This is a genomic window from Sphingomonas sp. GW822-FHT03G08 (assembly GCF_058801135.1).
This window is the reverse complement of record NZ_JBXAMZ010000001.1, coordinates 1037375-1063592: the sequence shown is the minus strand read 5'-3', so window position 1 is coordinate 1063592 and position 26218 is coordinate 1037375. Positions and strand designations below refer to the sequence as shown.

At 66.3% G+C, this 26218-nt stretch carries 31 protein-coding genes; 16 read left to right on the top strand and 15 right to left on the bottom strand.

The window, feature by feature from the left end; genetic code table 11:
• Positions 1–4: 4 nt before the first annotated feature.
• The 5 genes from AC1RJ5_RS04645 to pspA are packed head-to-tail and all read right to left on the bottom strand — an operon-like array spanning position 5 to position 1998.
• Positions 5–319 carry a hypothetical protein gene (locus AC1RJ5_RS04645; RefSeq protein WP_269574901.1) on the bottom strand — a complete coding sequence of 105 codons (315 nt, stop codon included), beginning with the start codon at positions 317–319 and terminating at the stop codon, positions 5–7.
• Between the two features lie 11 nt (positions 320–330).
• Positions 331–642, bottom strand: a complete 312-nt coding sequence (locus tag AC1RJ5_RS04640) for a hypothetical protein (RefSeq protein ID WP_446745996.1) — start codon at positions 640–642, stop codon at positions 331–333.
• Between the two features lie 34 nt (positions 643–676).
• A complete protein-coding gene (gene pspC / locus AC1RJ5_RS04635; protein ID WP_184168326.1) occupies positions 677–1054 on the bottom strand; it encodes an envelope stress response membrane protein PspC in 378 nt (125 codons plus the stop codon).
• Complete coding sequence (pspB, locus tag AC1RJ5_RS04630) at positions 1054–1326, bottom strand: envelope stress response membrane protein PspB (protein ID WP_183994719.1); 273 nt, start codon at positions 1324–1326, stop codon at positions 1054–1056. Before pspB ends, pspC begins: the two co-directional genes overlap by 1 nt.
• A gap of 3 nt (positions 1327–1329) precedes the next feature.
• Positions 1330–1998 carry a phage shock protein PspA gene (gene pspA, locus AC1RJ5_RS04625; RefSeq protein ID WP_184167390.1) on the bottom strand — a complete coding sequence of 223 codons (669 nt, stop codon included), beginning with the start codon at positions 1996–1998 and terminating at the stop codon, positions 1330–1332.
• A 394-nt stretch (positions 1999–2392) separates the two neighbouring features.
• On the opposite strand from pspA, the gene pspF reads away from it, so the two are divergent.
• Positions 2393–3433, top strand: a complete 1041-nt coding sequence (pspF, locus tag AC1RJ5_RS04620) for a phage shock protein operon transcriptional activator (RefSeq protein WP_342250561.1) — start codon at positions 2393–2395, stop codon at positions 3431–3433.
• Between the two features lie 293 nt (positions 3434–3726).
• Positions 3727–4350 carry a superoxide dismutase gene (locus AC1RJ5_RS04615; RefSeq protein WP_184167385.1) on the top strand — a complete coding sequence of 208 codons (624 nt, stop codon included), beginning with the start codon at positions 3727–3729 and terminating at the stop codon, positions 4348–4350.
• Positions 4351–4414: 64 nt separating this feature from the next.
• Here the strand turns inward: AC1RJ5_RS04615 and AC1RJ5_RS04610 are convergent, their stop codons facing one another.
• Positions 4415–4927 (bottom strand): hypothetical protein, encoded by a 513-nt coding sequence (locus AC1RJ5_RS04610; protein WP_493111965.1) that lies wholly within the window; start codon positions 4925–4927, stop codon positions 4415–4417.
• A gap of 195 nt (positions 4928–5122) precedes the next feature.
• Here AC1RJ5_RS04610 and AC1RJ5_RS04605 point away from each other — a divergent pair, with 195 nt between their 5' ends.
• A complete protein-coding gene (locus AC1RJ5_RS04605) occupies positions 5123–5470 on the top strand; it encodes a hypothetical protein (RefSeq protein WP_493111963.1) in 348 nt (115 codons plus the stop codon).
• A gap of 52 nt (positions 5471–5522) precedes the next feature.
• Here the strand turns inward: AC1RJ5_RS04605 and AC1RJ5_RS04600 are convergent, their stop codons facing one another.
• The 4 genes from AC1RJ5_RS04600 to mtaB are packed head-to-tail and all read right to left on the bottom strand — an operon-like array spanning position 5523 to position 10031.
• Complete coding sequence (locus tag AC1RJ5_RS04600; RefSeq protein ID WP_493111961.1) at positions 5523–7268, bottom strand: chloride channel protein; 1746 nt, start codon at positions 7266–7268, stop codon at positions 5523–5525.
• Positions 7269–7274: 6 nt separating this feature from the next.
• A complete protein-coding gene (gene ispZ / locus AC1RJ5_RS04595; protein ID WP_493111959.1) occupies positions 7275–7889 on the bottom strand; it encodes a septation protein IspZ in 615 nt (204 codons plus the stop codon).
• Positions 7882–8817, bottom strand: coding sequence for a signal recognition particle-docking protein FtsY (ftsY, locus tag AC1RJ5_RS04590; protein ID WP_184167379.1), 936 nt, complete (start codon positions 8815–8817; stop codon positions 7882–7884). Before ftsY ends, ispZ begins: the two co-directional genes overlap by 8 nt.
• On the bottom strand, positions 8814–10031 hold the full coding sequence (gene mtaB / locus AC1RJ5_RS04585) for a tRNA (N(6)-L-threonylcarbamoyladenosine(37)-C(2))-methylthiotransferase MtaB (RefSeq protein ID WP_342250566.1): 1218 nt from the start codon (positions 10029–10031) through the stop codon (positions 8814–8816). Before mtaB ends, ftsY begins: the two co-directional genes overlap by 4 nt.
• Here mtaB and AC1RJ5_RS04580 point away from each other — a divergent pair, their 5' ends adjacent.
• On the top strand, positions 10032–10607 hold the full coding sequence (locus tag AC1RJ5_RS04580) for a DUF924 family protein (RefSeq protein WP_269574908.1): 576 nt from the start codon (positions 10032–10034) through the stop codon (positions 10605–10607). It abuts the gene before it with no gap.
• A 115-nt stretch (positions 10608–10722) separates the two neighbouring features.
• Here AC1RJ5_RS04580 and AC1RJ5_RS04575 read toward each other — a convergent pair whose 3' ends face one another.
• Positions 10723–12351, bottom strand: coding sequence for a putative bifunctional diguanylate cyclase/phosphodiesterase (locus AC1RJ5_RS04575; protein ID WP_493111956.1), 1629 nt, complete (start codon positions 12349–12351; stop codon positions 10723–10725).
• A gap of 267 nt (positions 12352–12618) precedes the next feature.
• Between AC1RJ5_RS04575 and ffh the strand changes: the two genes are divergently transcribed.
• The 7 genes from ffh (at position 12619) to AC1RJ5_RS04540 (ending at position 19020) form a co-directional block, all read left to right on the top strand.
• Positions 12619–14115: a signal recognition particle protein gene (gene ffh / locus AC1RJ5_RS04570; protein WP_493111953.1), complete on the top strand. Its 1497-nt coding sequence runs from the start codon at positions 12619–12621 to the stop codon at positions 14113–14115.
• Positions 14116–14204: 89 nt separating this feature from the next.
• Positions 14205–14732 carry a 30S ribosomal protein S16 gene (gene rpsP, locus AC1RJ5_RS04565; RefSeq protein ID WP_269574910.1) on the top strand — a complete coding sequence of 176 codons (528 nt, stop codon included), beginning with the start codon at positions 14205–14207 and terminating at the stop codon, positions 14730–14732.
• A 3-nt stretch (positions 14733–14735) separates the two neighbouring features.
• Entirely contained in the window at positions 14736–15227 is a 492-nt protein-coding gene (gene rimM / locus AC1RJ5_RS04560) for a ribosome maturation factor RimM (protein ID WP_493111951.1), read from the top strand.
• Positions 15224–15949, top strand: coding sequence for a metallophosphoesterase family protein (locus AC1RJ5_RS04555; protein WP_493111949.1), 726 nt, complete (start codon positions 15224–15226; stop codon positions 15947–15949). Before rimM ends, AC1RJ5_RS04555 begins: the two co-directional genes overlap by 4 nt.
• Positions 15950–16101: 152 nt before the next feature.
• Positions 16102–17571: a serine hydrolase domain-containing protein gene (locus AC1RJ5_RS04550; protein ID WP_493111947.1), complete on the top strand. Its 1470-nt coding sequence runs from the start codon at positions 16102–16104 to the stop codon at positions 17569–17571.
• 33 nt (positions 17572–17604) lie between these two features.
• The gene (locus tag AC1RJ5_RS04545) at positions 17605–18183 is read left to right on the top strand and encodes a glycine-rich domain-containing protein (protein WP_342250570.1); all 579 of its coding nucleotides are present in this window, start codon (positions 17605–17607) and stop codon (positions 18181–18183) included.
• 6 nt (positions 18184–18189) lie between these two features.
• On the top strand, positions 18190–19020 hold the full coding sequence (locus AC1RJ5_RS04540) for a TIGR04222 domain-containing membrane protein (protein WP_493111945.1): 831 nt from the start codon (positions 18190–18192) through the stop codon (positions 19018–19020).
• On the opposite strand, the gene AC1RJ5_RS04535 is transcribed toward AC1RJ5_RS04540, so the two are convergent.
• Entirely contained in the window at positions 19017–19919 is a 903-nt protein-coding gene (locus tag AC1RJ5_RS04535) for an NAD(P)/FAD-dependent oxidoreductase (protein WP_342250572.1), read from the bottom strand. The genes AC1RJ5_RS04540 and AC1RJ5_RS04535 overlap by 4 nt on opposite strands.
• A 34-nt stretch (positions 19920–19953) precedes the next feature.
• On the opposite strand from AC1RJ5_RS04535, the gene trmD reads away from it, so the two are divergent.
• Together trmD and rplS are read left to right on the top strand one after the other, a co-directional pair.
• Positions 19954–20691: a tRNA (guanosine(37)-N1)-methyltransferase TrmD gene (trmD, locus tag AC1RJ5_RS04530; protein ID WP_493111943.1), complete on the top strand. Its 738-nt coding sequence runs from the start codon at positions 19954–19956 to the stop codon at positions 20689–20691.
• On the top strand, positions 20688–21077 hold the full coding sequence (gene rplS / locus AC1RJ5_RS04525) for a 50S ribosomal protein L19 (protein WP_184167341.1): 390 nt from the start codon (positions 20688–20690) through the stop codon (positions 21075–21077). Before trmD ends, rplS begins: the two co-directional genes overlap by 4 nt.
• A gap of 148 nt (positions 21078–21225) precedes the next feature.
• On the opposite strand, the gene AC1RJ5_RS04520 is transcribed toward rplS, so the two are convergent.
• Positions 21226–21744 carry a lipocalin-like domain-containing protein gene (locus AC1RJ5_RS04520; protein WP_342250574.1) on the bottom strand — a complete coding sequence of 173 codons (519 nt, stop codon included), beginning with the start codon at positions 21742–21744 and terminating at the stop codon, positions 21226–21228.
• An 86-nt stretch (positions 21745–21830) separates the two neighbouring features.
• Here AC1RJ5_RS04520 and AC1RJ5_RS04515 point away from each other — a divergent pair, with 86 nt between their 5' ends.
• Positions 21831–22412, top strand: a complete 582-nt coding sequence (locus AC1RJ5_RS04515; protein ID WP_493111941.1) for a CGNR zinc finger domain-containing protein — start codon at positions 21831–21833, stop codon at positions 22410–22412.
• Here AC1RJ5_RS04515 and AC1RJ5_RS04510 read toward each other — a convergent pair.
• Positions 22409–22861 (bottom strand): ferritin-like domain-containing protein, encoded by a 453-nt coding sequence (locus AC1RJ5_RS04510; RefSeq protein ID WP_493111939.1) that lies wholly within the window; start codon positions 22859–22861, stop codon positions 22409–22411. The genes AC1RJ5_RS04515 and AC1RJ5_RS04510 overlap by 4 nt on opposite strands.
• Positions 22862–22943: 82 nt before the next feature.
• On the bottom strand, positions 22944–23321 hold the full coding sequence (locus tag AC1RJ5_RS04505; RefSeq protein ID WP_342250577.1) for a VOC family protein: 378 nt from the start codon (positions 23319–23321) through the stop codon (positions 22944–22946).
• A gap of 79 nt (positions 23322–23400) precedes the next feature.
• On the opposite strand from AC1RJ5_RS04505, the gene soxR reads away from it, so the two are divergent.
• Positions 23401–23868: a redox-sensitive transcriptional activator SoxR gene (soxR, locus tag AC1RJ5_RS04500; protein ID WP_184167326.1), complete on the top strand. Its 468-nt coding sequence runs from the start codon at positions 23401–23403 to the stop codon at positions 23866–23868.
• Positions 23869–23969: 101 nt separating this feature from the next.
• Complete coding sequence (locus tag AC1RJ5_RS04495) at positions 23970–26189, top strand: S9 family peptidase (protein WP_493111936.1); 2220 nt, start codon at positions 23970–23972, stop codon at positions 26187–26189.
• Positions 26190–26218: the final 29 nt, after the last annotated feature.

The window sequence follows — 26218 nt, the reverse complement described above, 5'->3', positions numbered from 1 at the left end:
CTCCTCAGTTGCTCGGCCCGCGCAGGCTCTCGATCTCGCGATCGAGCATGTGCGAGCTGTCGGTCACGATCCGCTCGACATTGGCGAGCCGGTCCTTGATCGAGCCCAGTTCGGCACGGAGCTGGGCGTTCTCCTGGCTCAGGAGCTTGATCCGCTCCATCGCCGCGTCGTCATTCTTCGGATAGACCGCCTGGCCCCAGGCCCCGTCGAGCGGATAGCCATGCTTGATGCGGAGCCAGGTGGTGAACACCCATCCTGCGACCACCAGAGCACCGACGATCAGGGCTACCGGGGCGAAGGCTGCGAAGGGAAAGCTCATCTCGTCACTCCTCAGCGCAGGCTGTCGATCTCGCGGGCGACCCGCTCGGCGGGATCGGTGGCGATCCGCTCGAGCACTGCGATCCGCTCTTCGAGGCGGCTGATCTGGCCGGTCAGACGCTCATTCTCGGTCGAGAGGAGTGCGATCTTGCGATCGGCCTCCAGGTCCTCGCGGCTCTGGCCCCGGAAGCTCCGGCGCCCGCGGCGGCCTTCCTCGTCCTCGAGCGGGTAGCCATGCTTGGCACGGACCCAGGTCTTGAAGGCTCCCGATGCCATCACCGCAGCGACGATCAGCACCGGTACCAGCCAACTCAACTCCCTCATGTCTTCCTCCCTGTGGACTTACCTGGCGATTGGCTCAGCGCAGGCTGTCGATCTCATCGGCGAGCCGGGTGTTGCGGCTCGTATAGTACATCTCGATATCGGCCAGGCGGCGATCGATGTCGCGGAACTTCGAGCGGACCTCGGCGGTCGAGCGCGTCGGGTTCGAGCGGACACCCTGCCAGAACTTGGCTTCCTCAGGGCCCTGGTAGAGCCCGTAGGGCTTTGCCGGGGCCAGCCAGGCGATCAGCATGTAGGCGATCAGGCCCATCGGGAAGGTGCTGAAGGTGACCAGCACCATGCCGAGGCGAAGCCAGATGACGTCGATCCCGGTGTAGTCGGCCAGCCCCGAGCAGACGCCCAGCCACTTGCCATTTGCCTTGTCGAGGTAGAATTTCGTGCGGCTCGACATGATCAGTTCCTCCGCGAGATGTCGTAGGGGCTCTGTTCCGGACGGGCGTCGCGGACAGGGCGGAAATCGGGGTTGTCGGCGGCGATGATCCGCTCGACAGTGAGCAGGCGCTCCTCAAGCAGGCGTGCAGTGTAGTGCAGCTCGTCGAGCAGCTTCTCGTCCTCGTTGGTGATCGTCCCGGACTGCTTCCACTTGGTGATATAGTGCATGATCACCCAGGGGAGCCCGATGAAGAGCATTCCGACGATGACGATCGGAAGGAAGACTTCCTCCATCGCTTAGGCTCCCTTGTTGAGGCGGGCCTTCAGGGCCTCGAGCTCGGCATCCACCTTCTCCGACGAGCGGAGTTCGGCGATTTCCTCGTCGAGCGTCTTGGGCGCGGCGCCCAGGCCGGCTGCTTCCGCGCGGCCCTCGGCGAAGTCTACCCGGCGCTCGAGGACATCGAAGCGCGAGAAGGCATCCTGCACCCGCGAGCCGTTGGTGATCTCGCGCAGGCGCACCCGGTTGCTGGCGCTTTCCAGCCGCGTGACGATCGAGTTCTGGCGGGCGCGGGCCTCGCGCAGCTTGGTCTGGAGCTTGTTGATGTCCTCTTCCGAAGCCTTGAGCGCTTCGTCGAGCACTGCAATCTCCTCGTTCAGCTGGTCGCACATGTCGGCGGCCTTCTGCTTTTCGACGAGCGCGGCCTTGGCCAGGTCCTCGCGGCCCTTGGAGAGCGCCAGCTCCGCCTTCTCGGTCCAGCTCTCCTGGAGCTTTTCCAGCTTGGCGATGTGGCGGCGCATTTCCTTCTGGTCCGCGATGGTGCGGGCCGCGGAAGCGCGGACCTCGACCAGCGTTTCCTCCATCTCGAGGATGATCATGCGGATCATCTTCGCGGGATCTTCCGCCTTGTCGAGCAGGTCGGTGACGTTGGCGGCAATGATGTCGCGGGTTCGAGAGAAGATACCCATTTCGTCGTTACTCCTTCGTGTTCTGTTTCCCGGCGGGAGGGGTCTAGGGGGTGACCCCTCCCGTCAGGTTTCCGCTCGCGAGGGGAAGCGAGCGGGAGACCCTGTTCTTAGGCCGTCACCAGGCCGGCCGTGCCGACCATGATGATCAGGCTGGCGGCTACCGAAAGTGCCACCGAGAAGAAGGCGTTGCGGTAGTAGGCGGCGTTGGCGTTCATGTTCCTGTTTCCCTGAACCTTGGTGTTTATCCAGGCCCGTCAGCGGGCTTGCCATATGCTTTGCAGGGGGCGTGCCAATTTCCGAAAACCGCAGAAATCTGCCGTTTTTGCCGTTCATAAGGCATTCAGGTGGCGGATTTAACTTGCCAAGTGTTGGGAAAATACACCAAGGATTTGGCATGGAGCGCATAACCCAGGTCATCGGCCAATCCTCGGCATTCCTTGATGCGCTGGAGCGTGCCAGTCGCGCCGCCGCGCTCGATCGCCCGGTGCTGGTGATCGGCGAGCGCGGTACCGGCAAGGAACTGGTCGCCGAGCGTCTCCACCGCCTGTCCCCGCGCTGGGACCAGCCGCTGGTGACGATGAACTGCGCGGCGCTGCCCGAGACGCTGATCGAGGCCGAGCTGTTCGGCCATGAGGCCGGCGCCTTTACCGGTGCGACCAAGGCGCGGATCGGCCGCTTCGAGGAAGCGCATCGCGGTACCTTGTTCCTTGACGAATTGGGCACGCTGTCGATGGGCGCGCAGGAGCGGCTGCTGCGCGCGGTTGAATATGGCGAAATCACCCGGATCGGATCGTCGCGGCCGGTGACGGTCGATGTCCGCATCGTGGCGGCGACCAACGAGCATCTGCCCGAGCGGGTCAACAAGGGTAGTTTCCGCGCCGATCTGCTCGACCGACTGAGCTTCGAGGTGGTCACCCTGCCGCCGCTTCGGCACCGGGGCGGGGACGTGGAGGTGCTGGCGGATTTCTACGGCCGGCGCATGGCGAGCGAGATCGGCTGGGTCGACTGGCCGGGCTGGGGACCGCACGCGCTCGACATCCTCACCAATTACGACTGGCCCGGCAATGTCCGCGAGCTGCGCAACGTCGTCGAGCGTGCGGTCTATCGCTGGGAACAGGACGGGCCGATCGACGCGATCGAGATCGACCCCTTCCAGTCGCCCTATCGCCTGCGCACGATGCAGGGGAGCGCTTCGAGCGCGACAACGCCTGTCGCGGCGGCGGCGGCGCCGGTGGTGCTCGAGGAGCAGCCGGCGGCACTTTCGGGCGCGACCGATTTCAAGGGTCGGGTGGCGCGGTTCGAGAAGGAGCTGCTCCAGCGCGCGCTCGCCGATCACCGCTTCAACCAGCGGGCGACGGCGGAGGCGCTGGGGCTTACCTATGACCAGCTGCGCCACGCGCTGAAGCGGCATGAACTGCTGCAGGTGGGCGGGTAATTTCCCCTTCGTCAACCCCGCGAAGGCGGGGATTCAGGATAACAAAGCGACGTCCTGTGTGACTCTGGATCCCGCTTTCGCGGGGATGACGGAGTAAATATTACGTACGAAAATCAAGCTATTGATTAGCGTTTGCAATAGTAATTCTGCCGATCGCGCCCGATCGAAATTTTCATTTGCGCGACGCAACGATTTTTCCGCGACAGCGATGAATTTTGCGGGTTAGGGGAGGGACCGCATCGCCCGGCGGTTCGTTGCCCGGGTGAACCCCCTGGTGAACCTGGAGAGACCAAATGGCCTTCGAACTTCCCCCGCTTCCCTTCGACAAGGACGCGCTGGCGCCGCACATGTCGGCCGAGACGCTCGAGTTTCACCACGGCAAGCATCACAAGGCCTATGTCGACAAGACCAACGGCTTCATCGCCGAGAAGGGCCTCGAGGGCCGCAAGCTCAGCGAAGTGATCGCGCACGCCAAGGAAACCGGCGACAAGGGCCTGTTCAACAACTCGGCCCAGATCTGGAACCACAGCTTCTTCTGGCAGGGCCTGACCGGCGAGAAGACCGCGCCGAGCGGCAAGCTCGCCGAGCTGATCGCTTCGCAGTACGGTTCGACCGACGAGCTCGTGAAGAAGCTGGTCGCTGAATCGACCGCGCACTTCTCGAACGGCTGGGGCTGGCTGGTGCTCGACGGCGACCAGCTCAAGGTCACCTCGCTGCACGACGCCGATACGCCGGTGGTCTATGAGGGCATGAAGCCGCTGCTCACGATCGACGTGTGGGAGCATGCCTATTACATCGACTATCGCAACCTGCGTCCGAAGTATCTCGAGACGATCACCGCGAACATCATCAACTGGGACTTCGTGTCGCAGAATCTCGACGGCGCCGGCGTGGGCCGGGCTGACCAGGACAGCTGATCTTCGCGACAAGCGTTCAGAAAGGGGCGTCCGAGCGATCGGGCGCCCCTTTTCATTTGCCGGCCTATTTGCGCTCGAAGAAGTCGACCGCCTCCTGCGCTGCCTTGTCGTACGCGGCCAGCGCCCGCATCGCATGGGCGCGATCGCCGCCGTTGCGGGTGGTGAGGAAATAGTCCTCATAGTTCGAGAAGGCCTTGCGGCAGAGCAGGTCGCGCTGGGCGTCTCGATCACCGGACTGGAGACGGAAGGTCCGCCAATTCTCCCACATATAACCAACGCAGGCGGGCTCTCCCATCAGCCAGTCGAGCTTGCCCTGGTGCGCGGCGGCGATACGGGCGGTGAGATCGGGAGCGGCCGGGGCGGGGGCGGCATAGGCGCCGTCCTTGATGCCCTTCTCGATCTCGTCGGCCGAGCGCAGCATCTCGGCGATGTCCTCGGGCGGAAGCTGCCCTTTCATCTGTGCCGCGGTGGCGCGCATCTGGGCGACCATGTCGCGCATCTGCTGCGAATTGTCCTGGGCATGGGCGGCGGCCGGCGTCGACATCGCCAGCAGCATGCCAAGGGCGAGTAACCGCATGGTGTTCAGTTCCCGATCCGTGGAAGATGGCGGCGCGCATAGGGATATATGCATGGATATGCATAGAACTTTACTGGCGAGAGCTATGCCGTATCGGCAACGCAACGGATAAGGACATGGTTTATCACGGTTTCCCGGGCATTCACCCGGCATTCAACTTGCGCCGTCGATCGTGTCGGGAACGGGAGAAGCCTCATGCGTCGCTATCTGATCCTTGCCCCTGTGCTGCTGCTTGCCGCTCCTGCCTCCGCGCAGATCTGGGGAGGGCCGAGCCTGAAGGGGCCTTCGGGTGGTTCGATGAGCCAGGACCGGAGTGCGGCTGAGACCGCCAAGATTCGTAGCGATATTCGGGATGGGCGGAGCGGCGGGCAGCTTACGCGGCGCGAGGCGAAGCAGTTGCGGCGTGAGGCCTATCAGATCGATACGCTGGAGGAGCGGTTTGCCGCTGGCGGGTTGAGCCCATCCGAGGAGGCGGAGTTGTTCGCGCGGCGTGAGGCCCTGCGGAATGATGTCGTGGCCAAACGGTCCGGCCAACGGAAATAGCCTCCCTGCTTCGTCATCCCCGCCTGCGCGGGGATGACGAAGCAGGGAGGCCTCAAGCCTCGCCGTACAATTCCCGCTGGGAGCGCTCCAGTTCCTCGGCATAGCGGCGGCGGGCGTGGCGCTCGGTGATCAGGCCGATGACATTGCCTTCGCGATCGACCACGGCGAGATCGTCCGCCGCGACGCGGTCGAACATCTCCAGTACCTCACCGATCCCTATTTCCGGTGACAGCTTCGCCTGGGGCAGGCGGGCGAGGGTGCCGATTTCGGCGACCGGTTCGACTTCGGGCGACCAGGCGGCAGCGGTCTCGACGATGCCGGCATAGCTGCCCTTCACGTCGAGCAGCACGACCCGCGTTGTCGAGCCGAGCGGGAAGCGCTCGCGAAAGGCGGAGACGCTCGAATAGGCGGGTATCTGCGGCACGTCGCGGCGCATCATCTGGACGGCGGTGAGCGCGCGCATCCAGCCCACGTCGCGGCCGCTGCGCAGCGTCTCGCCGCGCAGGTGGAGGCGCCAGGTGGAGAAATTATAGCCGAAGGTCGAGCGCGCCACGGTCGAGGCAATCAGCGTGGCGGCGAGCGCGACGCCGGTGATGCTGAAATCATGGGTCACTTCGAGGACCAGCAGCGACATCGTCATCGGCCCACCGACCACGGCGACGGCAAGCGCCGCCATGCCGACCACGGTGGCATCGTCGGGCGCCAGCACGTGCAGGCCGGGCACCTGTGCGAGCATCACCTGGTAGAGCCGCCCGACCAGTGAGCCGAGGAACAGCGAGGCGAAGAACAGGCCGCCGCGAAAGCCGAAACCGAGCGATATCGCCGAGGCGAGCATCTTGAGCAGGATCGTCAGGGCGAGGCCGGCGATCGTCACTTCGGCCATCAGGTTGAGGTTGAGTGCGCCGTGACCGCCGGACAGCGCCTGGGGCGAGATCATCGCCAGCGGCACCAGCAGCAGCCCGCCGACCAGCGGCGCCCAGTGCATCGGCAGCTTCGAGCGATGCACCGCGTGCTCGACCAGCGAGACCAGTCGCATCAGGACGATGCCGAGCCCGGCGCAGAGTACGCCCAGCACCCCGTAGAGGATATAGTCGGCGGTCCCGATCGGATGCATGCCGCCCGCCGCGATCACATAGGGCGTCATGCCAAGCCCTCGTGCCAGCACTGCGGCGGACAGTGCGGCGAGCATCACCGGGGCAACCGTGGCCGGGCTATAGGCGCCGAGCACGACTTCGAAAGCGTAGAAGGCGCCGGTTAGCGGTGCGCCGAACGCCGCGCTCACCGCCGCGCCCGCGCCGGCGGCCATCAACGTGCGCAGGTCGCCACGGCGCAGCTTTACCTTCTGGCCGAGCAGCGAGGCGAGGCCACCGCCTGCCTGGGCATAGGCGGCCTCAAGCCCCACCGAGGCGCCGAAGCTGTTGGAGAGCAGGGTCGTGCCGACCACGGTGGCGGTGTCGCGCGCCGGGATGCGGCCGCCGTGCAGCGCATTGGCTTCGACGATGTCGACCGCCTTGCGTCGGCGCAGGAACCACAGGACCAGCCCGAGCAGTGCGCCGCCGACGGGCAGGGAGACCAGGCGCCAGGGCTCGATCTGACTGGCGGCGCTCAGATGCTCGCCCTGTGCCAGGCCGAACAACAGCCGCTGGGTGCCGCGGGCGAGCTGGCCGAGCGCGATCGCGCTGGCGCCCGCACCAATCCCGACGAGCATCGAGAGCGCAAGGAACCACAGCGAATTGGTGCGCACCTGGCGCCGCAGCCAGTTGGTGGCGCGCACTGCGCGATAGAGGTTGCTCGACACCGCCGCTTACTCCTGTGGCGGGATCGGCGCCTCCTCGGGCTTCTCGAGCTGCAGGCCGTGCTTGAGCAGCAGCGGGATGTTGAGCATCGCGAATACGAGCGTGACCGGAATCATGATCCAGGTCTTGAAGAATACCCACTGGTCCCAGCTGACGAAGTGGCGGACGACTTCGTTGACCACCGCGGCGGCGAGGAAGAACAGCGCCCAGTTGATCGTCAGAAGCCGCCAGCCGCGCGCCGAAAGCCCGGGATAGGCCTGTTCGAGCAGCATCTGGAGCAGCGGCTTGTCGGCGATCACGCCGTAGCCGAGCACCACGGCGAACATCGCATAGATGATCGTCGGCTTGATCTGGATGAAGGTCTGGTCATGGAAATAGAGGGTGAGCCCGCCGAACAGCAGTACGAACGCGGCGGTGATCCACAGCATCGGCGAGACGTGACGGGTCTTCCACCAGCTCAGCGCGATCGCCGCCGCCATCGCGACCATAAATGCCACGGTCGCCGCGAACACGCGGGCGAGCACCGGGCCCTGGGCGATCGCATTGACGCCGAAGAACACCGCGAGCGGGCCGTAATCGATCAGCATCCGAACGCCGGGCGAGGCGGCCTGTTTCTCAGCCATTGGTAAGCTCCTCCACGCCCGCGATGATGCGCGCCACTTCCTGCGCATTGAACGGACGCAGATCGTCCACCTTCTCGCCTACGCCGATCGCATGGATCGGCAGGCCGTATTTCTCCGCTGCCGCGACCAGCACGCCGCCGCGTGCGGTGCCGTCGAGCTTGGTCATCACCAGCCCGGTGACCCCGGCGACTTCCTTGAACACTTCGATCTGGTTGAGCGCGTTCTGGCCGGTGGTGGCATCGAGCACCAGTACCACGTCGTGCGGCGCCGCCGGATTGAGGCGGCCGAGCACGCGGCGGATCTTGGCCAGCTCGTCCATCAGCTCGGTCTTGTTCTGCAGGCGGCCGGCGGTATCGACGATCAGCACGTCGGTGCCGATCTCGGTCGCCTTCTTCACTGCCTCGAACACGATGCCGGCGGCATCGCCGCCCTCGGCGCCCGAGACGATCGGCACGCCGATCCGCTCCGCCCAGGTGCGAAGCTGGCCGATCGCAGCGGCGCGGAACGTGTCACCTGCGGCGAGCATCACCGAATAATCCTGCTCCATCAGCAGGTTGGCAAGCTTGGCGATCGTCGTGGTCTTGCCCGATCCGTTGACGCCGATGACCAGGATCACCTGCGGACGCGGGAAAGCCTCGATCTCCAGCTTCTTCGCGACCGGCTCCAATGCCTTGGCGACTTCGTCGGCCACGATGAGGCGGATGCCCAGCTCCTCCATGTTGCGCTCGAACTGGCCGTCGGCGAGCCGCTGACGCACGCGCGCGGCAGTGGCGGGGCCGAGGTCCGAGGCGATCAGCGCTTCCTCGATCTCGTCCAGCGTCGCGTCGTCGAGCCGGGCCAGACCGAGGCCGGCGAGGTTGCCGATCAGCCGGTCGGAAGTCTTGCGGAAGCCGCCGAGAAGGCGCTCGTGCCAGCTGGGGCCGCTCATGCGATCAGCTTCCCGTCCCGGACATCCACGATCTTGACGCTCACAATCTCTCCGACTTCATGGGGGGCGAGGCGAACCTCGGCGAAATTGCCGGCATGGCCCCGCTCTCCGGGGCGCTCTACCAGCACTTGTTGGGTGCTGCCTACCAGGCTTTGCAGCCAATTGTCCCTGACGCGTGCGGCTTCGGCGCGCAGGCGGGCGGCGCGGGCCTTCACCACTTCGGGCTCGACCAGTGGCATCCTGGCCGCGGGGGTGCCGGCGCGGGGCGAATAGGGGAAGATGTGCGCGTGGACGATGTCGCACTCCGCGACCAGCGCCAGGGTGTTCTCGAACATTTCCTCGGTTTCGGTCGGGAAGCCGGCGATCAGGTCGGCGCCGATCGCGATGTCCGGTCGGGCAGCGCGCAGCTGCTCGGCCAGCGCGACCGACTGGGCGCGGCTGTGGCGGCGCTTCATGCGCTTCAGGATCATGTCGTCGCCCGCCTGCAGCGAGAGATGGACGTGCGGCATCAGGCGTGGCTCCCCGGTGAGCAGGGCAAACAACCGGTCGTCGACTTCGATCCCGTCGAGCGAGGAAAGCCGCAGGCGCTGTAGCCCGGGAACGTGCGTCAGGATGCGCTCGACGAGCTGGCCCAGGCTCGGGGTGCCGGGCAGGTCGGGGCCGTAGCTGGTCAGGTCCACGCCGGTCAGCACGACCTCGGCATGGCTTTCGGCAAGCTGGGCGACGCGGTCGATCACGGCGCCGGCGGGCACCGAGCGGCTGTTGCCGCGGCCATAGGGGATCGCGCAGAAGGTGCAGCGATGGTCGCAGCCATTCTGCACCTCGACGAACGCGCGGGCATGGGTGGAGAAGCTCGCGGCGAGATGCGGCGCGGTCTCCCGCACCGCCATGATGTCCTGCACCAGCACCGGCTCGGGGGCGGCCCAGGCTTTGCCATCCAGCTTCTCGGCATTGCCGATCACCCGGTCGACCTCGGGCATCGCGGCAAAGGCCTGGGGATCGATCTGCGCCGCGCAGCCCGTCACCACCAGCTCGGCGCCCGGCCGCTCGCGGCGCGCGCGCCGGATCGCCTGGCGCGTCTGCTTGACGGCCTCGTTGGTCACCGCGCAACTGTTGATCACGACAGTGTCACGATCCGTCAGCAGCGCGCGGATCGTTTCGCTCTCGGCGAGGTTGAGTCGGCAGCCCAGGCTGATGACGTGAGGGGATGACATTTGACCGGTGATCTAGGCGCAGCGACCCTGGATGTCCACGCGAAGGCCCGCGAAGTGACGGGCTTCTGGTTCGCGCTAACGCCCGAGCAGCATTTCGCCCGCTCGGAAAAGCTCGATGCGGAGATCAAGGCGCGCTTCGGCCCGTTGCGCGATCTCGTGCTGGGATCGGGTGCGGCGGGCTGGCGCGACGATCCCGAAACCGTGCTCGCGGCGATCATCCTGCTCGACCAGTTCAGCCGCAACCTCCACCGCGACAGCGCCGAGGCCTATGCCGCCGATCCGCTGGCCCTGCAGCTGGCGCTGGAGGCGATCAACCGAGGCTGGGAGGTGGCGATGACGGCGGAGGAGCGCCAGTTTCTTTACCTGCCGCTCGAGCATGCCGAGGACCCGGCGATGCAGGCGCTGAGCGTCGAGAAGTTCGGCTCGCTGGGCGACGCGTACATTCTCGATTTCGCGCAGAAGCATGCGGAGGTGATCGCCAGGTTCGGGCGCTTTCCCAGCCGGAATGCCGTGCTGGGGCGGGAATCGACCGCGGAAGAGCGGGCGTTTCTCAGCGAGGAGGGTTCGGGCTGGTAGGGCGCCGCAAAATATCAACCGTCACCCTGAACGTGCTTCAGGGTCCAGCGCTCCACGGTCACTATCCCATGCGGCTCCCTAGATGCTGAAACAAGTTCAGCATGACTAACCGGGCTCAGCCCGCCAGCCTCTGCCCCGAATCCGGCGCTTCCGGCGTGCCCGAGCCGCTGCCCGGGTGGATCAGGCGGCGCTCGGCGAGCAATCGCCGCACGCCGCTCACCGAGAGCGGCTTGCCATAATACCAGCCCTGCGCCTTGGCGCATCCGGCGGCCCGCAGCCGCTCCTCGATCGCGGCGTCTTCCACGCCCTCGGCGGTGATTGGCAGGTTCAGGCTCTCGCCCAGGCTGATGATCGCGTTGACGATCGCTGCCGAATCCGCGCTCGAGTTGAGCGAGATGATGAAGCTCTTGTCGATCTTGATCCGGTCGAAGGGCAGGGCGCGCAGGTGGGCCAGCGACGAATAGCCGGTGCCGAAATCGTCGAGCGCCAGCCGGGCGCCCTGGTTCTTGAGGCTGCCGACGATCGACTGCGCCAGTGCGAGATTGTCGAACAGCGCGCTCTCGGTGATCTCCACTTCCAGCCGGCTCGCCGGGAAGCCGGTCTCGGCCAGCACCTTGATGATCTTCTGCGCCAGCCAGGCGTCGCGCAGCTGCCAGGGTGAGATGTTGATCGACAGGGTGAGCGAGGGATCCCAGTCGCGCGCGGCGAGGAAGGCCTGGCGCATGATCGACAGCGAGAGGTCGGCGATCATGCCGGTCTCCTCCGCGATCGGGATGAAAAGCTCGGGGCTGATCAGCCCGCGCTGCGGATGCTCCCAGCGCGCCAGCACCTCGAAGCCGTGCAGGCGGTTGGTGCTGAGGTTGATCTGCTGCTCGAAATAGGGGACGATCTCGCCGCGCGGGATCGCGGTGCGCAGGCCATTTTCCAGCTCGTTGCGGATCTGGAGCTCGCGTTCCATCGAATGATCGAACCAGGCATAGCGGTTGCGGCCCGATTTCTTGGCCGCATACATCGCGATGTCGGCCGAGCGCATCAGCGCGTCGATGCTCGCGCAGTCGAAGTCGGAGCGGGCGATGCCGAGCGAGCAGGAGATGTGCAGGCGCAGTCCCTCGGCTTCGAAGGGCTGGGCCATGCGGCTGACCAGCCGCTCGGCAATGCGCTCGACGACGGTGGGCTCGGTGGGATCGAACAGGAAGCCGCAGGCGAACTCGTCGCCGCCCAGCCGCGCGGTGAGCGCGATCGGCGGCATGACGTGCGCGATTTCGGCGGCGACGGCGCGGAGCAGCGCGTCGCCCACGGCATGGCCGTGCATGTCGTTGATCGTCTTGAAGTGATCGAGGTCGAGCATCAGCATCGCCATCGCCTTGCGGCGGCGCTGGGCCCGGACGAACATCGCCGCGCCTTCCTCGGCGAGGCTGCGGCGGTTGAGGAAGCCGGTCAGCGGGTCGCGATTGGCGAGCTGCTGGGCGCGTTCCTCGGCGGCGGTGCGGATCAGCACTTCCTGGCTGAGCTCGTTGTGGCGACGCCAGCCGAACAGGATCAGCGCGACGTTGAGCAGCAGCGCGATGACCAGCGTGCGGTCCGCCGGCTCGCCGCCTTCGAAATAGAATTGCAGCGTCTTGGACAGCACCGCGCTGCCGATGCCGACGAACAAAAGGATCGCGGCAACGCTGATCGCGCCCGAAAGCAGGTTCGGGCGCTGGGCGCTTTGCGATACGGCTTGTTCTTCGAAGTCCAGCGGCATGCCGGCGACGATCCCCAACTGTGATCGGGGCGTTTTCTCATGGCCAGGGTATAGAACGGGTTAAGCCCGTGACACCTTCGTGCAATATTTTGCGCCCGTGCCCCGGGCTTGCCTCGCGCGGGCGGATCGGGTAGGGGCCGCCGCGACCGTTCTCTTTGAACGCGAGACATTTGCCACCCCAAGGGGTGACGCCGGCCGACGAGGTTTCGTCCGCCGGCGTGTTTTGCGTTTGGTGATTCGCGGTCGGGAATTGGAGTGTCTGGGTTCATGTTCGAAAGTCTGAGCGAACGGCTGGGTGGCGTATTCGATCGCCTGCGTGGTCGTGGCGCGCTGACCGAAGCCGATGTCCGCACCGCCATGCGCGAAGTGCGGATCGCCCTGCTGGAGGCCGATGTCGCGCTTCCGGTGGCGCGCGACTTCGTCGAGAAGGCGACCGAACAGGCGATCGGCCACGAAGTGCTCCGCTCGGTCACGCCGGGCCAGCAGGTGGTCAAGATCGTCCACGACACGCTCGTGGACATGCTCGGTCCGGACACGGCCGAGCTCAACATCGCCGTCACTCCGCCCGCCGTCATCATGCTCGTGGGTCTCCAGGGCTCGGGCAAGACGACCACCACCGCCAAGCTGTCCAGGCTGCTCAAGAGCCAGGGCAAGAAGGTGGTGATGGCGTCGCTGGACGTGAACCGTCCGGCCGCGCAGGAGCAGCTCGCGGTGCTGGGTACCCAGACCGAGGTCTCGACGCTGCCGATCGTCGCCGGCCAGCAGCCGGTCGAGATCGCCAGGCGCGCGCTCAATGCCGCCAAGCTCCAGGGCTATGACGTCCTGATGCTCGATACCGCCGGCCGACTGCACGTCGACCAGGCGCTGATGGACGAGATGAAGGCGGTGGCGGACATCGCCACGCCGAACGAGATCCTGCTCGTAGTCGACTCGCTCACCGGTCAGGACGCCGTGAACGTCGCATCGAGCTTCTCCGAGCAGGTGCCGCTCACCGGCGTGATCCTCACCCGCATGGACGGCGATGCCCGTGGCGGCGCGGCGCTGTCGATGCGCGCGGTCACCGGCAAGCCGATCAAGTTCGCCGGTATGGGCGAGAAGCTCGACGCGCTCGAGCCCTTCCATCCCAAGCGCGTTGCCGGCCGCATCCTCGGCATGGGCGACGTCGTCAGCCTCGTCGAGAAGGCGGCGGCTGCGATCCAGGAGGAAGACGCCGAGAAGATGGCGGCGCGGCTGGCCAAGGGCCAGTTCGACATGAACGACCTGCGCAACCAGCTTGCCCAGATGCGCCGCATGGGCGGCCTGGGTGCGCTCGCCGGCATGATGCCGGGCATGAAGAAGGCGCAGGCAGCGGTCGACCAGGTCGGCGGCGACAAGGTGCTGATCCGCATGGACGCGATGATCACCTCGATGACGCCGAAGGAGCGCGCCAAGCCGGACCTGATCAACGCCAAGCGCAAGATCCGCATCGCCAAGGGTTCGGGGACGACCGTGCAGGACGTCAACAAACTCCTGAAGATGCATATGGAAATGCAGACCGCGATGAAGCGGCTGAAGAAGATGGGCGGCCTGAAGGGCATGCTGGGCATGCTCGGCAAGGGTGGCCCCGGCGGCGGCATGGGCGGCATCGGCAACGCGCTGGGTGGCGCCGGGCTGGGCGACATGATGGGCAAGCTGGATGGCCCCGGCGGCGGGCTTCCGGGCCTTGGTGGCCCCGGCGCACCGCAGCTCCCGCCCGGTTTCGAGAATTTGCTCAAGAAGAAGTGATTACCCCGCCCAGCCGTCAGGCGGCGGGGCAGCAACCAAAGCAGATCCGGTCGTGGCCGGGCTGACGAATACGAAGAAGGAAGATTGTAATGGCTATTTCCCTGCGTCTGTCGCGCGGCGGCTCGAAGAAGCGTCCGTACTACCGCATCGTCGTTGCGGACGCCCGTTCGCCCCGCGACGGCAAGTTCATCGAGAAGATCGGCACCTACAACCCGCTCCTCGCCAAGGACGATGCCAAGCGCGTCGTGCTCGACGGTGAGCGCGCCAAGTACTGGCTGGGCGTCGGCGCGCAGCCGACCGATCGTGTCGCTCGCTTCCTCGACGCCGCCGGCCTGAAGGAGCGCGCTGCGCGCAGCAACCCGAACAAGGGCAAGCCGGGCGAGAAGGCCGTCGAGCGCGCTGAGGAGCGTGCCGAGAAGATCAAGGCCGCTGAGGAAGCCGCTGCCGAGGCGAAGGCTGCCGAGGCCGCTGCCGCCGCTGCTCCGGCCGAGGACACGCAGGCTGAGGCCGAAGCCGTGATCGCGGCCGAGGTCGAGGCTGCCACCGAGGAGCCGACCGCGGAAGCCGAGCAGGTCGCCGAGGCGACCGCCGAAGAGACCCCGCCGGCAGAGGCATAAGCCTTGTCGAGCGATCAGCCCGTCACGCTTGCCGTCGTCATTGGTGCGCACGGCGTGACGGGCGAGGTCCGCCTGAAGGTCTTCGCCGAGGACCTGTCTACGCACCGCCAGTTCAATGGCGGTGCGCTGACACTCAAATCGGTACGCGGCGGGCCCAACGGCACGATCGCGCGCTTCGCGGAGGTTGCTGACCGCAATGCGGCCGAGGCCCTGCGTGGCACCGAGCTGCGCGTGCCGCGCTCGGCACTGCCCCCGCTGGGCGAGGGCGAATATTATCATGTCGACCTGCTGGGCCTCCCTGCCGTCTCCGATGCAGGAGAAGTGCTGGGCAAGGTCGTTGCGATCGACGATTTCGGCGCGGGCGACGTGATCGAGATCGAACGGCCAGCCGACGAGAATGGCAAGGCCAAGCGCTTCATGGTGCCGATGAACGTTGCGGCGGTGCCCGAATGGGATGCCGAGCGGCTGGTGGTGAGCACCGCCTTCGTCGAATGACGAAGATCGCCGTCCTTTCCGACATTCACGGCAACTTGCCGGCCCTGATCGCGACCGTCACCGATGCCGAGGCCCGCGGCTGCACACGCTTCCTCAACCTGGGTGACATATTGTCAGGCCCGCTCTGGCCGGCGGAGACCGCTGCCTGGCTGATGGCGCGCGACTGGCCGACCATCGCCGGCAATCACGAGCGCCAGGTCCTCACCGATCCGCCCGAGCGAATGAACGCGTCCGATGCCTTTACCAGGGCGGCGCTGGGTCCCGAGGCGCTGGCCTGGATGGCGGACCTGCCCGAGACTTTGGCGCTGGATGGCATGTTCCTCTGCCACGGCACGCCGACAAGTGACGTGTCTCCGCTCACCGATACGCTTGAAGGTGAGACGCTGCGTGTCGCCAGCGAGGCCGAACTCACCGCGCGGCTGGGCGGGCAGGGGGCCTTGCTCACCCTGTGCGGCCATACCCATGTCCCGCGCCTGCTCGCGCTTTCCGATGGGCGCCGCGTGCTGAACCCCGGCAGCGTCGGGCTGCAGGCCTATGACGACGATCATCCGCGGCCCTACCGCGTCGAGAATGGCGATCCGCTGGCGCGTTATGCGGTGATCGATGGCGAGGCGATCAGCCTTCACACGGTCGCCTATGACCACCTTGCCGCTGCGCGAAAGGCGGAGGTGGAAGGGCGCTCAGACTGGGCGATCGCACTGGCGACGGGACGGATGTGCTGAATCCCTGGCAGCTCCCCGGCTTTCGCCAGGGAAGCATGTAGCTCAAGCGCACGAGTGACGCGTCCCGGTTGGCCAGCTATCGTCCCGGCAAATATCGGGGGAAGCACATGAACTGGTTCGGCACCGCACTCACCGCAGCCGCATTCTGTAGCTTGGCGGCACCCGCGGCGGCGCAGACGAAAGCCACTGCGTTGCAGCCGCAGTTCGAAGCGATCGACCGCCAGGTCGAGAACTTCCAGCGCGACACGCCGACGCCCGGCCTGGTCTATGGCATCGTTGCCGAGGGCAAGCTCGTCCATGTCCGCGGCTTCGGCGTGCAGGACGTCGTCACCAGGCGCCCGGTCACGCCCGATACGCTGTTCCGCATCGCGTCGATGACCAAAGCCTTCACCGCGCTCTCGATCCTGGCGCTGCGCGATGCAGGCAAGCTTTCGCTCGACGACTATGCCGAGAAATATGTGCCCGAGATGCGTGCCTGGAAATACCCGACCAGCGACAGTCCGCGCATCCGGATCCGTGACCTGCTCTCGCACGTCGCCGGCTTCGTCACCGACGATCCCTGGGGCGATCGCCAGACGCCGATGCCCGAAGCGGAGTTCACCAGACTCCTCCAGACCGGTGTGCCTTTCAGCCGGGTGCCCGATACGGCACATGAATATTCGAACTTCGGCTATGCGCTGCTCGGCCACATCGTCGCGAACGTCTCGGGCATGCCCTATCGCAGCTATGTCGAGCGCATGATCCTCAAGCCGCTCGGCATGACTTCCAGTGGCTTCGAAGTGAGCGAATGGCCGATCGAGCGGCGTGCGATCGGCTATCGCTTCGAGAAGGGGGCGTGGACGGAAGAGCCGACCATGCGCAACGGCGCCTTCGGTCCGATGGGTGGGCTGCAGGTTAGTGCGAACGACTATGCCAAGTGGATCGCCTTCCTGCTCTCCGCCTGGCCGCCGCGCGACGGGCCGGACGCAGGACCGGTAAAGCGTGCCACGGTGCGCGAACTGGCGCAGGGGCTGAACTTCGTGCGGATGACGCCGCGCTACGGCGCCACCGCCAAGACCGGCTGCATGCAGGGCACCGCCTATGGCAAGGGCCTGCGGGTCTCGCAGGATTGCGAGCTCGGCATGATGCTGCACCATGGCGGCGGCTATCCCGGCTATGGATCGCACATGCTGCTGGTGCCGGAGGCGGGGGTGGGGATCTTCGTCTTCACCAACCGCACCTATACCGGCGCGGCGGGCATCGCCTGGGACGCGATGTTCGGGCTCGACAAGGCCGGTGCTCTGGCCTTCTCCGAGACCCCGCTTAGCCCCGACCTCGCTGCTGCGCTCGATACCGCACGCGCGATCTATGCCGCCGGAGACGTGGCGGTTGCCCGATCATCGCTGGCGATGAACTTCCTCATGGACCGCTCCGCTGCCGACTGGAGGAGTGACCTCGCCGCACTTCGTACGCAGCTCGGTGCCTGCACCGGCAAGGGCGAGCCGCCACATCCCACCGGCCGGCTCTCCGGCGCGTTCCGCTGGCAGTGCGACAAGGGCATGCTCGACGGCACGATCCTGCTCGCGCCGACCACGCCGAGCACGATCCAGTCGCTGAAGCTCACACCCGTGCCGAAGCCTTGACAAATTAAACCTACCATGTTAGTAGGAATTTAGATGAGCAAGGCCCCTGGTCTGTCTCGAGCCCCTACCGACCACCCGGTCTGGACGGCGCTTTCCCATTACAGCATCGGCCCCGAGGACGCGGCGCTCAGCTTCGCCGGGCGGCTGGCGCGCGAGAATGGCTGGAGCCCTGCCGAGGCGGAACGGGTGATCGAGGAGTATAAGCGCTTCTGCTTCCTCGCGGTGACGGCGGAGCATCCGGTCACCCCGTCGGACCAGGTCGACCAGGCCTGGCACCTGCACCTCACCTATACCCGGGATTACTGGGAGCGCTTCTGCCCCCAGGTGCTCGGCCGCCCACTCCATCACGGCCCTACGGCCGGCGGGCGCGAGGAGGGGCATCGCTACTTCACCCAATATGCCGAGACGCTGCGCAGCTACGAGCACGTCTTCGGCACGCCGCCCGCGGATCTGTGGCCCGACGCGGGGCGGCGCCTGTTGCTGGACCACAAAGCGCGCCGCGTGCATCCGCGCGACGCATTTATCGTGCCCCGGAGGCCATTCCGGATCGCGCTGCCGGTAGCGTTTGCGGCGCTCTTCCTGCTGGTCCTATGGGCCTTTCTGAGGAGCTAGGACTTTATGTCGCTCGGACCCTTCGACCTTACCGGCGGGCCGTTTCTCATCCTCTATGGCGCCCTGCTGGTAGTCACCATCATCGCCGGTTTCACCATAGCGCGCTGGCTCCGGCCCGAGGGCCGCACCCCGCGCAACATCGATGCCGACCATCTCGCCTTTCTGGCCGGCGGCAGCACCCGCCTTGCCGAGACCGTCGCCGCCCGGCTGCTCGCCAGCCGTCAGCTCGTGATGGACGGCAAGGATCGCTACACGCCCGGCCATCTCGGTGGCTCGACGCCGATGGAACGCAGCGTGCTGGCGCTGCCCGACAGCTCGAGCTGGGGCCGGGTCGCCGGAGCGATCGGCAAGCATGCCGACGCCATTCGCCAGCGGCTGATTTCCGACCAGCTGCTGATCGGCACCGGCGAGGCGCTCCAGCTGCGCTTCTTCCAGACCTTGCCCTACTTACTGCTGCTCGGCTTCAGCTACACCAAGCTGCTGATCGGCGAGGCGCGGGGCAGGCCGGTCGGCTATCTCACGCTCTTCCTGGTCCTCACGGCGATCCTGGCCTTCATCCGCTTCGCCGCGCTCGACCGGCGCACCCGCGCCGGGCAGGAAGTCCTGGCCGAGGCGCGCGAACGCCATGAACGTCTCCGCCGGGCACCGGCCGGCGGGGAGGCCGATCTGGGCGTGGCGCTGTTCGGCACGGTGGTGCTGGTCGGCTCGGACTGGGGCGGCTTCCACCAGGCTCGGGCGGCAAGCTCGGGCGGCGATGGCGGGAGTGGCAGCAGTGGCGGCGACGGCGGTGGCAGCAGCGGCTGCGGCGGTGGCGGCTGCGGCGGGTGCGGCAGCTAGCGCCGGATCGGCTTCTGCTCGGCCAGCAGGTTGCGGATGGTGGTGGCGGCGACGCCGGCCTCACCCATCGCATGGCTGATCTGGTCGAGTCCCCGTGCCACGTCCCCGGCCGCGAACAGTCCGGGGACGCTGGTGCGTTGATGATCGTCCACCTCCAGGCAGCCATTCTCATCCGCCCGCGCGCCGACCTGGATCGCAAGGCCTGAGCGGATCACCGATCCCAGCGCGGGGTAGAGGGTGTCGAAGTCCTTGCGTCCCTCGGCCGTATCGAGCGCGATCTGCTCGCCTTCGATCGCATAGCCGCCGCATGGCCCCTCGATCCGGGCGATCCCCGCCTCGTCGAGCAGCGTCACTTCCTCGTCCGACAGCGCATGTGCTTCCGGAGCGATCAGCGTCACGTCCGCGCTGTAGCCGCGCAGGAACAGCGCTTCGGCCATGCCGTGGCTGCCGGTGCCGATCACGCCGACCCGCTTGTCGGTCACTTCATAGCCGTCGCAGATCGGGCAATAGCGCAGCAGTCCGCGGGCCAGCGCCGTGTCGTGCAGCTCGTTCGGCATGTCCGGCCGGTTGTTCACCACGCCGGTCGCGAGCAGCACGGTGCGCGCGGCATGCTCCCGCTCGCCGACGCGCACGCCGAATCCGCCCTCGATCAGCCTTAGTCCTTCGACTTCGGCAAGTTCGCGCACTGCGCCATATTTCTCCGCCTGCGCCAGCATGCGGGCGAGCAACTCCTTGCCCGAGATGCCTTCGGGATACCCGGCATGGTTGCGCGTGCAGGGGATCTGCGCCGCCCGGCTCGATCCGCAATCGAACAGCCGGATGCCGAGATGGAACCGCGCCAGATAGATCGCCGCGGTGAGGCCGGCAGGGCCACCGCCGATGATGATGCAATCGTCCACTTGCCAATCGCGCTCCCGGAGGGGAAAGGCTCCCATGCCTTTCGCTGCAACCGTTCTAACGCTTTACCCCGAGATGTTTCCCGGGCCGCTCGGCATATCGCTCGCCGGGCGCGGCCTGCGCGAAGGGCTGTGGAGCATGGAAGCCGTCCAGATCCGCGACTTCGCGACCGACAAGCATCGCTCGGTCGACGACACGCCGGCCGGGGGCGGAGCCGGGATGGTGATGCGGGTGGACGTGCTCGCCGCCGCGCTCGACAGCGTGGCGCCTGGTCGGCCGATCCTCGCCATGACGCCGCGCGGCAAGCCACTCACTCAGGACCGGGTTCGCCAGATCGCAGAGGGCCCTGGCGCAGTGGTAATCTGCGGCCGGTTCGAAGGGATGGACGAGCGGCTGTTCGAAGCGCGCGAGATCGAGCAGGTCTCGATCGGCGACTATATCCTGTCCGGCGGCGAGATGGCGGCGCTCACCATGCTTGACGCTTGCATTCGCCTCATTCCCGGAGTAATGGGCGCGCCTTCCAGCGGCATGGACGAGAGCTTCGAAACGGGGCTGCTCGAATATCCGCAATATACCCGACCTGTTGAATGGGAAGGGCGCACGATCCCCGAAGTGCTGCGATCGGGGGATCATGCGAAGATCGAGGCCTGGCGTAGAAGCCGTGCCGAGACCGACACACGGCTACGGAGGCCGGACCTTTGGGAGCGCCATGAGGGCGCTCGGGCCCAACCTCCCTCTGGCGCGCGGCGACGAAAACAGGACGACAAGAAATGAACCTGATCCAGAAGCTCGAAGCCGAGCAGATCGCCAAGTTCAACGAGGCGAAGAAGATTCCGGAGTTCCGCCCGGGCGACACCCTCAAGGTCGGCGTGAAGGTCGTCGAAGGCGAGCGCACCCGCGTGCAGAACTATGAGGGCGTGTGCATCGCCCGTGCCAACAAGGGCATGGGTTCGAGCTTCACCGTCCGCAAGATCTCGTTCGGTGAGGGCGTCGAGCGCGTCTTCCCGCTCTATTCGCCGAACATCGACAGCATCGAGGTGGTTCGCCGCGGTGTCGTGCGTCGCGCGAAGCTCTATTACCTGCGTGGCCGCACCGGCAAGTCGGCGCGTATCGCCGAGCGTCGCGATCCGCGTCCGACCGAGGTCGCAGCCGCCGAGTAAGCTTCGGCTTCCACGGATACGAAAAGGGCGCGGTGGCGATGGCTACCGCGCCCTTTTTCATTTCCGGCGTCGTGATAGCCAGCGGACAAGCGCACCGATCGCGTCGAACAGCGCGCGTCGATGCTCCACCCATTCGCGGCCGTAGAAATCATCCATCGCCGCCGCCTTCCCGGACGCGCCGCCAGATGGAATAGGCGGTCGTCCCGTTGCCCGAAGCGCTGGCCGGCACGGCATAGCGCAGCAGCCCGTCCTGCAGCGCATAGTCGCGCACCTGGCGCCGGCCCTCCCAGTTCGGGAAGGAAGCGCCCTCGACATCGAAGACGAGCTGCTTCGCGGCGGCATCGATGCGGACGCGGCCGAAATGGGTGCTCGATCCCAGCGCTGCGGCGCGGAACTCCTCGGGTGTCCCGCGCGCCTTGTCGCCGGTGGCGAAGGCCGGGCGGTCGCGCCGGAAGATCTGCAGGCTGTAGCGTCCTGCGGAGTCGACGATCAGCAGCCCCAGCGGATGCTCGCCATAATTGGTCACCCGCCGCCCGTCGGCGAGGATTTCATAGGCAGAATCCATCACCCAGGTGCCGGCCAGGCTCGACGCCTCGTCTGTCACGCGCGCGTCTCCGCTGCCCGCCGCGGCGACCATGCCGGCGGCGAGGATGAGTTGTTTCACCATCTCTTGTTCCTCCATGTAACCTGTCGAGTCGGTTACAAGGGTGTGTTGCGGCGACACTCGTAACCTGTCAATGGGGTTTCATGGGCATGCAGGAATTCCATGACGGCGAGTTGCGCGACGGTTTTCACTTCCGGGGCGGGCATCCCGCACTCGATCTGGTGGCGACGGTAACGGGGCGTCTGAAGCCGGCGCAGCGCGAGCTGCTCGCCGAGACCGATGATCTGGCACGCTGGCTGGTCGCGGCGGGTTTCGCCGGATCGCCGCTCGCTGCAACGCCCGGGGATCTGGAGCGGGCGCGAGCACTCCGCGAGGCGATCCACGCAATCGTCGACGCGCGGCTGGCTGGTGGAGAGGGCACTCCGGCCGATATCGCCCAGGTCAATGTCGCGGCCGCCGGGGCGCCTGCTATTCCGCAGATCGGAGAGGACGGCCGCGTACGGTTGCAGGGCGGCACATCCGCGCTGCTCGCCACGCTGGCGGGGGAGGCAGCCCTGCTGCTCGGCGGCGATCAGGCCTCGCGCATCCGTCGCTGCGAGGCGGACGGATGCGCGATGCTGTTCCTCGATACTTCGCGCGGCGGCGAGCGCCGCTGGTGCTCGATGAAGCGCTGCGGCAACAAGGCCAAGGTCGCCGAGTTCCGGCGGCGGAAGCAGGGCGGGGAGGCTTAGTCCACCGCCTGCAGCAGGTCGCGAAGCTTCTTCGTCGTGTCGTGGCCGCGCAGCACCGAGGTGTAGCATTCGCGGACCACGCCCATCGCGCCCGGCGACATGCGCTCGTCCTTGAGTACCCGGTCGAATTCTTCCTTCAGATAATCCTCGCCACGCTCGATCTCGCTCAGGATCGCAGTATCTCCGCCTCCGAGCACGCGGCGGAAATCCTCCACCCGCCGGTGGATCGTCGCCGCCGTCGAGCCATATTCGGCCGGCGTGCCGCCCAGTTCGCGGCTTTTGGCGGACAGCGCGTCGATCACCCGGCGGCGCTCGTCGGCCATGTCCTCGAAGAACTGGACGAAGCGGCCGGCATCGGCGTGCTTGGCCGAATGTTCATAGCCGCGCACACTGTCGATGGTGGTGACGATCAGGTCGTCGAGCTTGGACACGTCATGGTTGGTGGTCACGCGGGCTCTCCTTGTAAACTGGTAGCGAAGAGAACCCCGCGCACCGCCCGCGGGTTGCCGAAAATGAAGGTTAGCCAGACATTTACGCGTAGCTGACGATCTCGAATTCGGTGCCGTCATGGTCGAGGAAGTAGAAGCGCCGCCCAGGATCATAGTCGGCATGGGCGAACGGGATCAGCCCGGCCTTCACCACCCGCCGTTCGATTTCGTCGAGATCATCGACCAGGATGCCGACATGGTTGAGCGGCCGGCCCTTCTCGAAGGTCGCCTGGTCGGGCGTCTCGGGCGGGGTGTAGACCGCGAGATAGGTGCGCTCGTCGCCGACATGGATGGTGCGCCCGCCGTCGCGTGCCGGGCCTTCCCAGCGGACATGCCAGTCGAACAGGTCGCCAAGCAATTTCGCGGCGCGCTCGGGACTGCGCACGGTGACATTCACATGCTCGATATAGGGCTGGGACATGGATTTCCTTTCCTCATTGGATGCCATGCCGCGAGCAGCTACAACCTCAACCTAAGTTGAGGTCAAGCGGGAAATTGCGGTGCGCGGGAACGAACTGCTGACGATCGGTGAACTGGCGGCACGGACCGGAATCGCGGTGTCGGCGGTGCGCTTCTACGAGGGGAAGGGGATCGTCCACCCGATCCGCACCAGCGGCAACCAGCGGCGGTTCCTGCGATCGGACATCCGCCGCATCTCCTTCGCGCTGATCGCCCAGCAGCTCGGCCTCACCTTGCCGCAGATCGCCGAGGAGCTGGGCAAGCTGCCCGAGGGGCGCACGCCCACCAGTGCGGATTGGGCGCGGATCAGCCGCGGCATTCGCAAGCGGATCGAAGTGCAGATCGCCCAGCTCCAGCGTACGCTCGACGATCTCGACGGCTGCATCGGTTGCGGCTGCCTGAGCCTGAAGAAATGTGCGCTCTACAATCCCGACGACCGCGCCGCGCGCAACGGCGCAGGCCCGCGCTTCATCCTGGTCTCGCGCAAGGTAGCGCTCGGCCTGGATTGAGCGCGTGATTTTGTTGCGGGGCAGCGCAAGATTCCTTCGGGCTACGGCTTTACCCCGCGCCCGTACCCCGCAATAACGCGGCCCCAAGGAGATCGGGGTTTATGCGGAAATACTTGGTTGGGCTTGCAATGATGGGAGCGCCGCTGATGGCGAATGAAGCGCTGGCGCAGAACAAGGACCTCACGCTCGAACGCGTGTTCGCCAGCCCCGATCTGAACGGTCCGCAGCCGCGCGCCGCCAAGCTCTCGCCCGACGGCAAGTTCCTCACGCTGCTGCGCAACCGCGCCGACGAGAAGGAACGCTTCGACCTGTGGGCGATGGACACCCGCACCGGCGAATGGCGGATGCTCGTCGATTCGAAGAAGTTCGGCAGCGGCGCCGAGATGTCCGAGGCCGAGAAGATGCAGCGCGAGCGGGCCCGCATCGCCGGCACCAAGGGTATCGTCGCTTATGACTGGGCGCCCGACGGGAAGTCGGTGCTCGTGCCGCTGGACGGCGAACTTTACCGCGCCGGACTCGATGGCAGCGTCGCCAAGCTGCCTGCCAAGGCAGGTCCCAAGCTCAATGCCGAGATCAGCCCTGCGGGCGGTTATGTCTCGTACGTGCAGGACCAGAACCTGGTGGTGATGGGCCTAGCGAACGGCAATCCGAAGCCGATCACCGAGGATGGCGCCGGTACCGTCCATTGGGGCGAGGCCGAGTTCGTCGCGCAGGAAGAAATGGCTCGGTTCAAGGGCTATTGGTGGGCACCGAACGATCGCTATGTCGCCGTCGAGCGTTTCGACGAGGCGCCGGTGGGCGTGGTTACCCGCGCCGCGATCGGCGCCGAGGGCACGCAGCTGTTCCAGCAGCGCTATCCCAAGGCCGGCACGCCCAATGCCAATGTCGAACTCTACGTCATGGATCCGAACGGCGACCACAAGGTCGGCGTCGATCTGGGGACCGACAAGGACATCTACCTTGCCCGCGTCGACTGGTCGAAGGACGGCAAGACGCTCTACGTCCAGCGCGAGAATCGCGAGCAGACCGTGCTCGACCTGCTCCAGGTCGATCCCGCCACCGGCAAATCGACCGTGCTGTTCAGCGAGAAGGCGCGTGCGAAGAGCTGGGTGAACCTGTCCACCGCGCTGACCCCGCTCGACGACGGCAGCCTGCTCTGGTGGTCGGAGCGCGACGGTCATGGCCATCTCTACCGCTTCGCCAAGGGCAAGTTCGCCCAGATCACCAAGGGTGATTGGGAAGTCACCCCCGATGTCGTCGGCGTGGACGAGGCCAAAAGCCGCGTCTTCTTCCTCGGCAACAAGGATGGCGTGCTCGAACGGCACCTCTATTCGGTCGATTACAAGAAGGGCGGGGCGATCACCCGCCTGACCGAAGCCGGCTGGTGGAACGAGGCGACGATGGATCCCTCGGGCACCCGCGCGATCGTCAAGCGCTCGAACACCGGACAGCCCGCCCAGACCTATCTGGCCGACGCCACCGGCAAGCGCATCGCCTGGGTCAACGAGAACGCGGTAACCGCGCCCGATCACCCCTATAGTGCCTATCTCGCCCAGCATCGCGAGCGGACCTTCGGCACGATCAAGGCGGCCGACGGCTCGACGCTCAACTGGGAGATGATCACGCCCAAGCTCGAGCCGGGCAAGAAATACCCGGTGTTCTTCCAGCATTATGGCGGCCCGCATTCGCAGACGGTGAGCAAGGCCTGGGGCGGCGCGCTCCAGCAGTATCTCGTGTCGCGCGGCTATATCTGGTTCCAGCTCGACAATCGCGGCTCGGCCAATCGCGGCGTCGATTTCGAGAGCCAGATTTGGCACGCGATGGGCACCGTCGAGGTCGAGGACCAGGTCGCCGGCGCGAAGTACCTGAAGACGCTTCCCTATGTGGATGCGAGCAAGGTGGTCACCTATGGCTGGTCCTATGGCGGCTACATGACGCTCAAGATGCTGGAAAAGGCGCCGGGCGTGTTCGCCGCGGGGGTCGCCGGCGCGCCGGTGACCAAGTGGGAGCTGTACGACACCCATTATACCGAGCGCTATATGGGCGACCCGAACAAGGTGCCCGAGGCGTACAAGGCGTCGGACAATATCGGCGAGGCGGCGAAGATCGCCGATCCGATGCTGCTGATCCACGGCATGGCCGACGACAATGTCGTGTTCGAGAACAGCACCGCGATGGCCGCGACGCTGCAAAAGGCCGAAGTGCCGTTCGAGATGATGTTCTACCCCGGCCACACCCACCGCGTCGGCGGCCCGGGCATCAGCGTCCATCTCTGGAACACGATCCTCGACTTCCTCGATCGCAAGACCGGGGCGAAGTAAGCCTCTGGTGAACGGCCGTCGGTAAGGAG

Excerpts from the sequence above, each read along its gene's own strand:
- AC1RJ5_RS04645 (WP_269574901.1), bottom strand. The coding sequence starts at position 319 with ATGAGCTTTCCCTTCGCAGCCTTCGCCCCGGTAGCCCTGATCGTCGGT.
- AC1RJ5_RS04545 (WP_342250570.1), top strand. The coding sequence starts at position 17,605 with ATGAGCAAGGCCCCTGGTCTGTCTCGAGCCCCTACCGACCACCCGGTC.
- AC1RJ5_RS04515 (WP_493111941.1), top strand. The coding sequence starts at position 21,831 with ATGCAGGAATTCCATGACGGCGAGTTGCGCGACGGTTTTCACTTCCGG.
- AC1RJ5_RS04640 (WP_446745996.1), bottom strand. The coding sequence starts at position 642 with ATGAGGGAGTTGAGTTGGCTGGTACCGGTGCTGATCGTCGCTGCGGTG.
- AC1RJ5_RS04615 (WP_184167385.1), top strand. The coding sequence starts at position 3,727 with ATGGCCTTCGAACTTCCCCCGCTTCCCTTCGACAAGGACGCGCTGGCG.
- rplS (WP_184167341.1), top strand. The coding sequence starts at position 20,688 with ATGAACCTGATCCAGAAGCTCGAAGCCGAGCAGATCGCCAAGTTCAAC.
- AC1RJ5_RS04605 (WP_493111963.1), top strand. The coding sequence starts at position 5,123 with ATGCGTCGCTATCTGATCCTTGCCCCTGTGCTGCTGCTTGCCGCTCCT.
- AC1RJ5_RS04540 (WP_493111945.1), top strand. The coding sequence starts at position 18,190 with ATGTCGCTCGGACCCTTCGACCTTACCGGCGGGCCGTTTCTCATCCTC.
- pspF (WP_342250561.1), top strand. The coding sequence starts at position 2,393 with ATGGAGCGCATAACCCAGGTCATCGGCCAATCCTCGGCATTCCTTGAT.
- pspA (WP_184167390.1), bottom strand. The coding sequence starts at position 1,998 with ATGGGTATCTTCTCTCGAACCCGCGACATCATTGCCGCCAACGTCACC.
- AC1RJ5_RS04520 (WP_342250574.1), bottom strand. The coding sequence starts at position 21,744 with ATGGTGAAACAACTCATCCTCGCCGCCGGCATGGTCGCCGCGGCGGGC.
- trmD (WP_493111943.1), top strand. The coding sequence starts at position 19,954 with ATGCCTTTCGCTGCAACCGTTCTAACGCTTTACCCCGAGATGTTTCCC.
- mtaB (WP_342250566.1), bottom strand. The coding sequence starts at position 10,031 with ATGTCATCCCCTCACGTCATCAGCCTGGGCTGCCGACTCAACCTCGCC.
- AC1RJ5_RS04495 (WP_493111936.1), top strand. The coding sequence starts at position 23,970 with ATGCGGAAATACTTGGTTGGGCTTGCAATGATGGGAGCGCCGCTGATG.
- ispZ (WP_493111959.1), bottom strand. The coding sequence starts at position 7,889 with ATGGCTGAGAAACAGGCCGCCTCGCCCGGCGTTCGGATGCTGATCGAT.
- AC1RJ5_RS04555 (WP_493111949.1), top strand. The coding sequence starts at position 15,224 with ATGACGAAGATCGCCGTCCTTTCCGACATTCACGGCAACTTGCCGGCC.
- pspB (WP_183994719.1), bottom strand. The coding sequence starts at position 1,326 with ATGGAGGAAGTCTTCCTTCCGATCGTCATCGTCGGAATGCTCTTCATC.
- ftsY (WP_184167379.1), bottom strand. The coding sequence starts at position 8,817 with ATGAGCGGCCCCAGCTGGCACGAGCGCCTTCTCGGCGGCTTCCGCAAG.
- rpsP (WP_269574910.1), top strand. The coding sequence starts at position 14,205 with ATGGCTATTTCCCTGCGTCTGTCGCGCGGCGGCTCGAAGAAGCGTCCG.
- AC1RJ5_RS04610 (WP_493111965.1), bottom strand. The coding sequence starts at position 4,927 with ATGCGGTTACTCGCCCTTGGCATGCTGCTGGCGATGTCGACGCCGGCC.
- AC1RJ5_RS04575 (WP_493111956.1), bottom strand. The coding sequence starts at position 12,351 with ATGCCGCTGGACTTCGAAGAACAAGCCGTATCGCAAAGCGCCCAGCGC.
- AC1RJ5_RS04505 (WP_342250577.1), bottom strand. The coding sequence starts at position 23,321 with ATGTCCCAGCCCTATATCGAGCATGTGAATGTCACCGTGCGCAGTCCC.
- ffh (WP_493111953.1), top strand. The coding sequence starts at position 12,619 with ATGTTCGAAAGTCTGAGCGAACGGCTGGGTGGCGTATTCGATCGCCTG.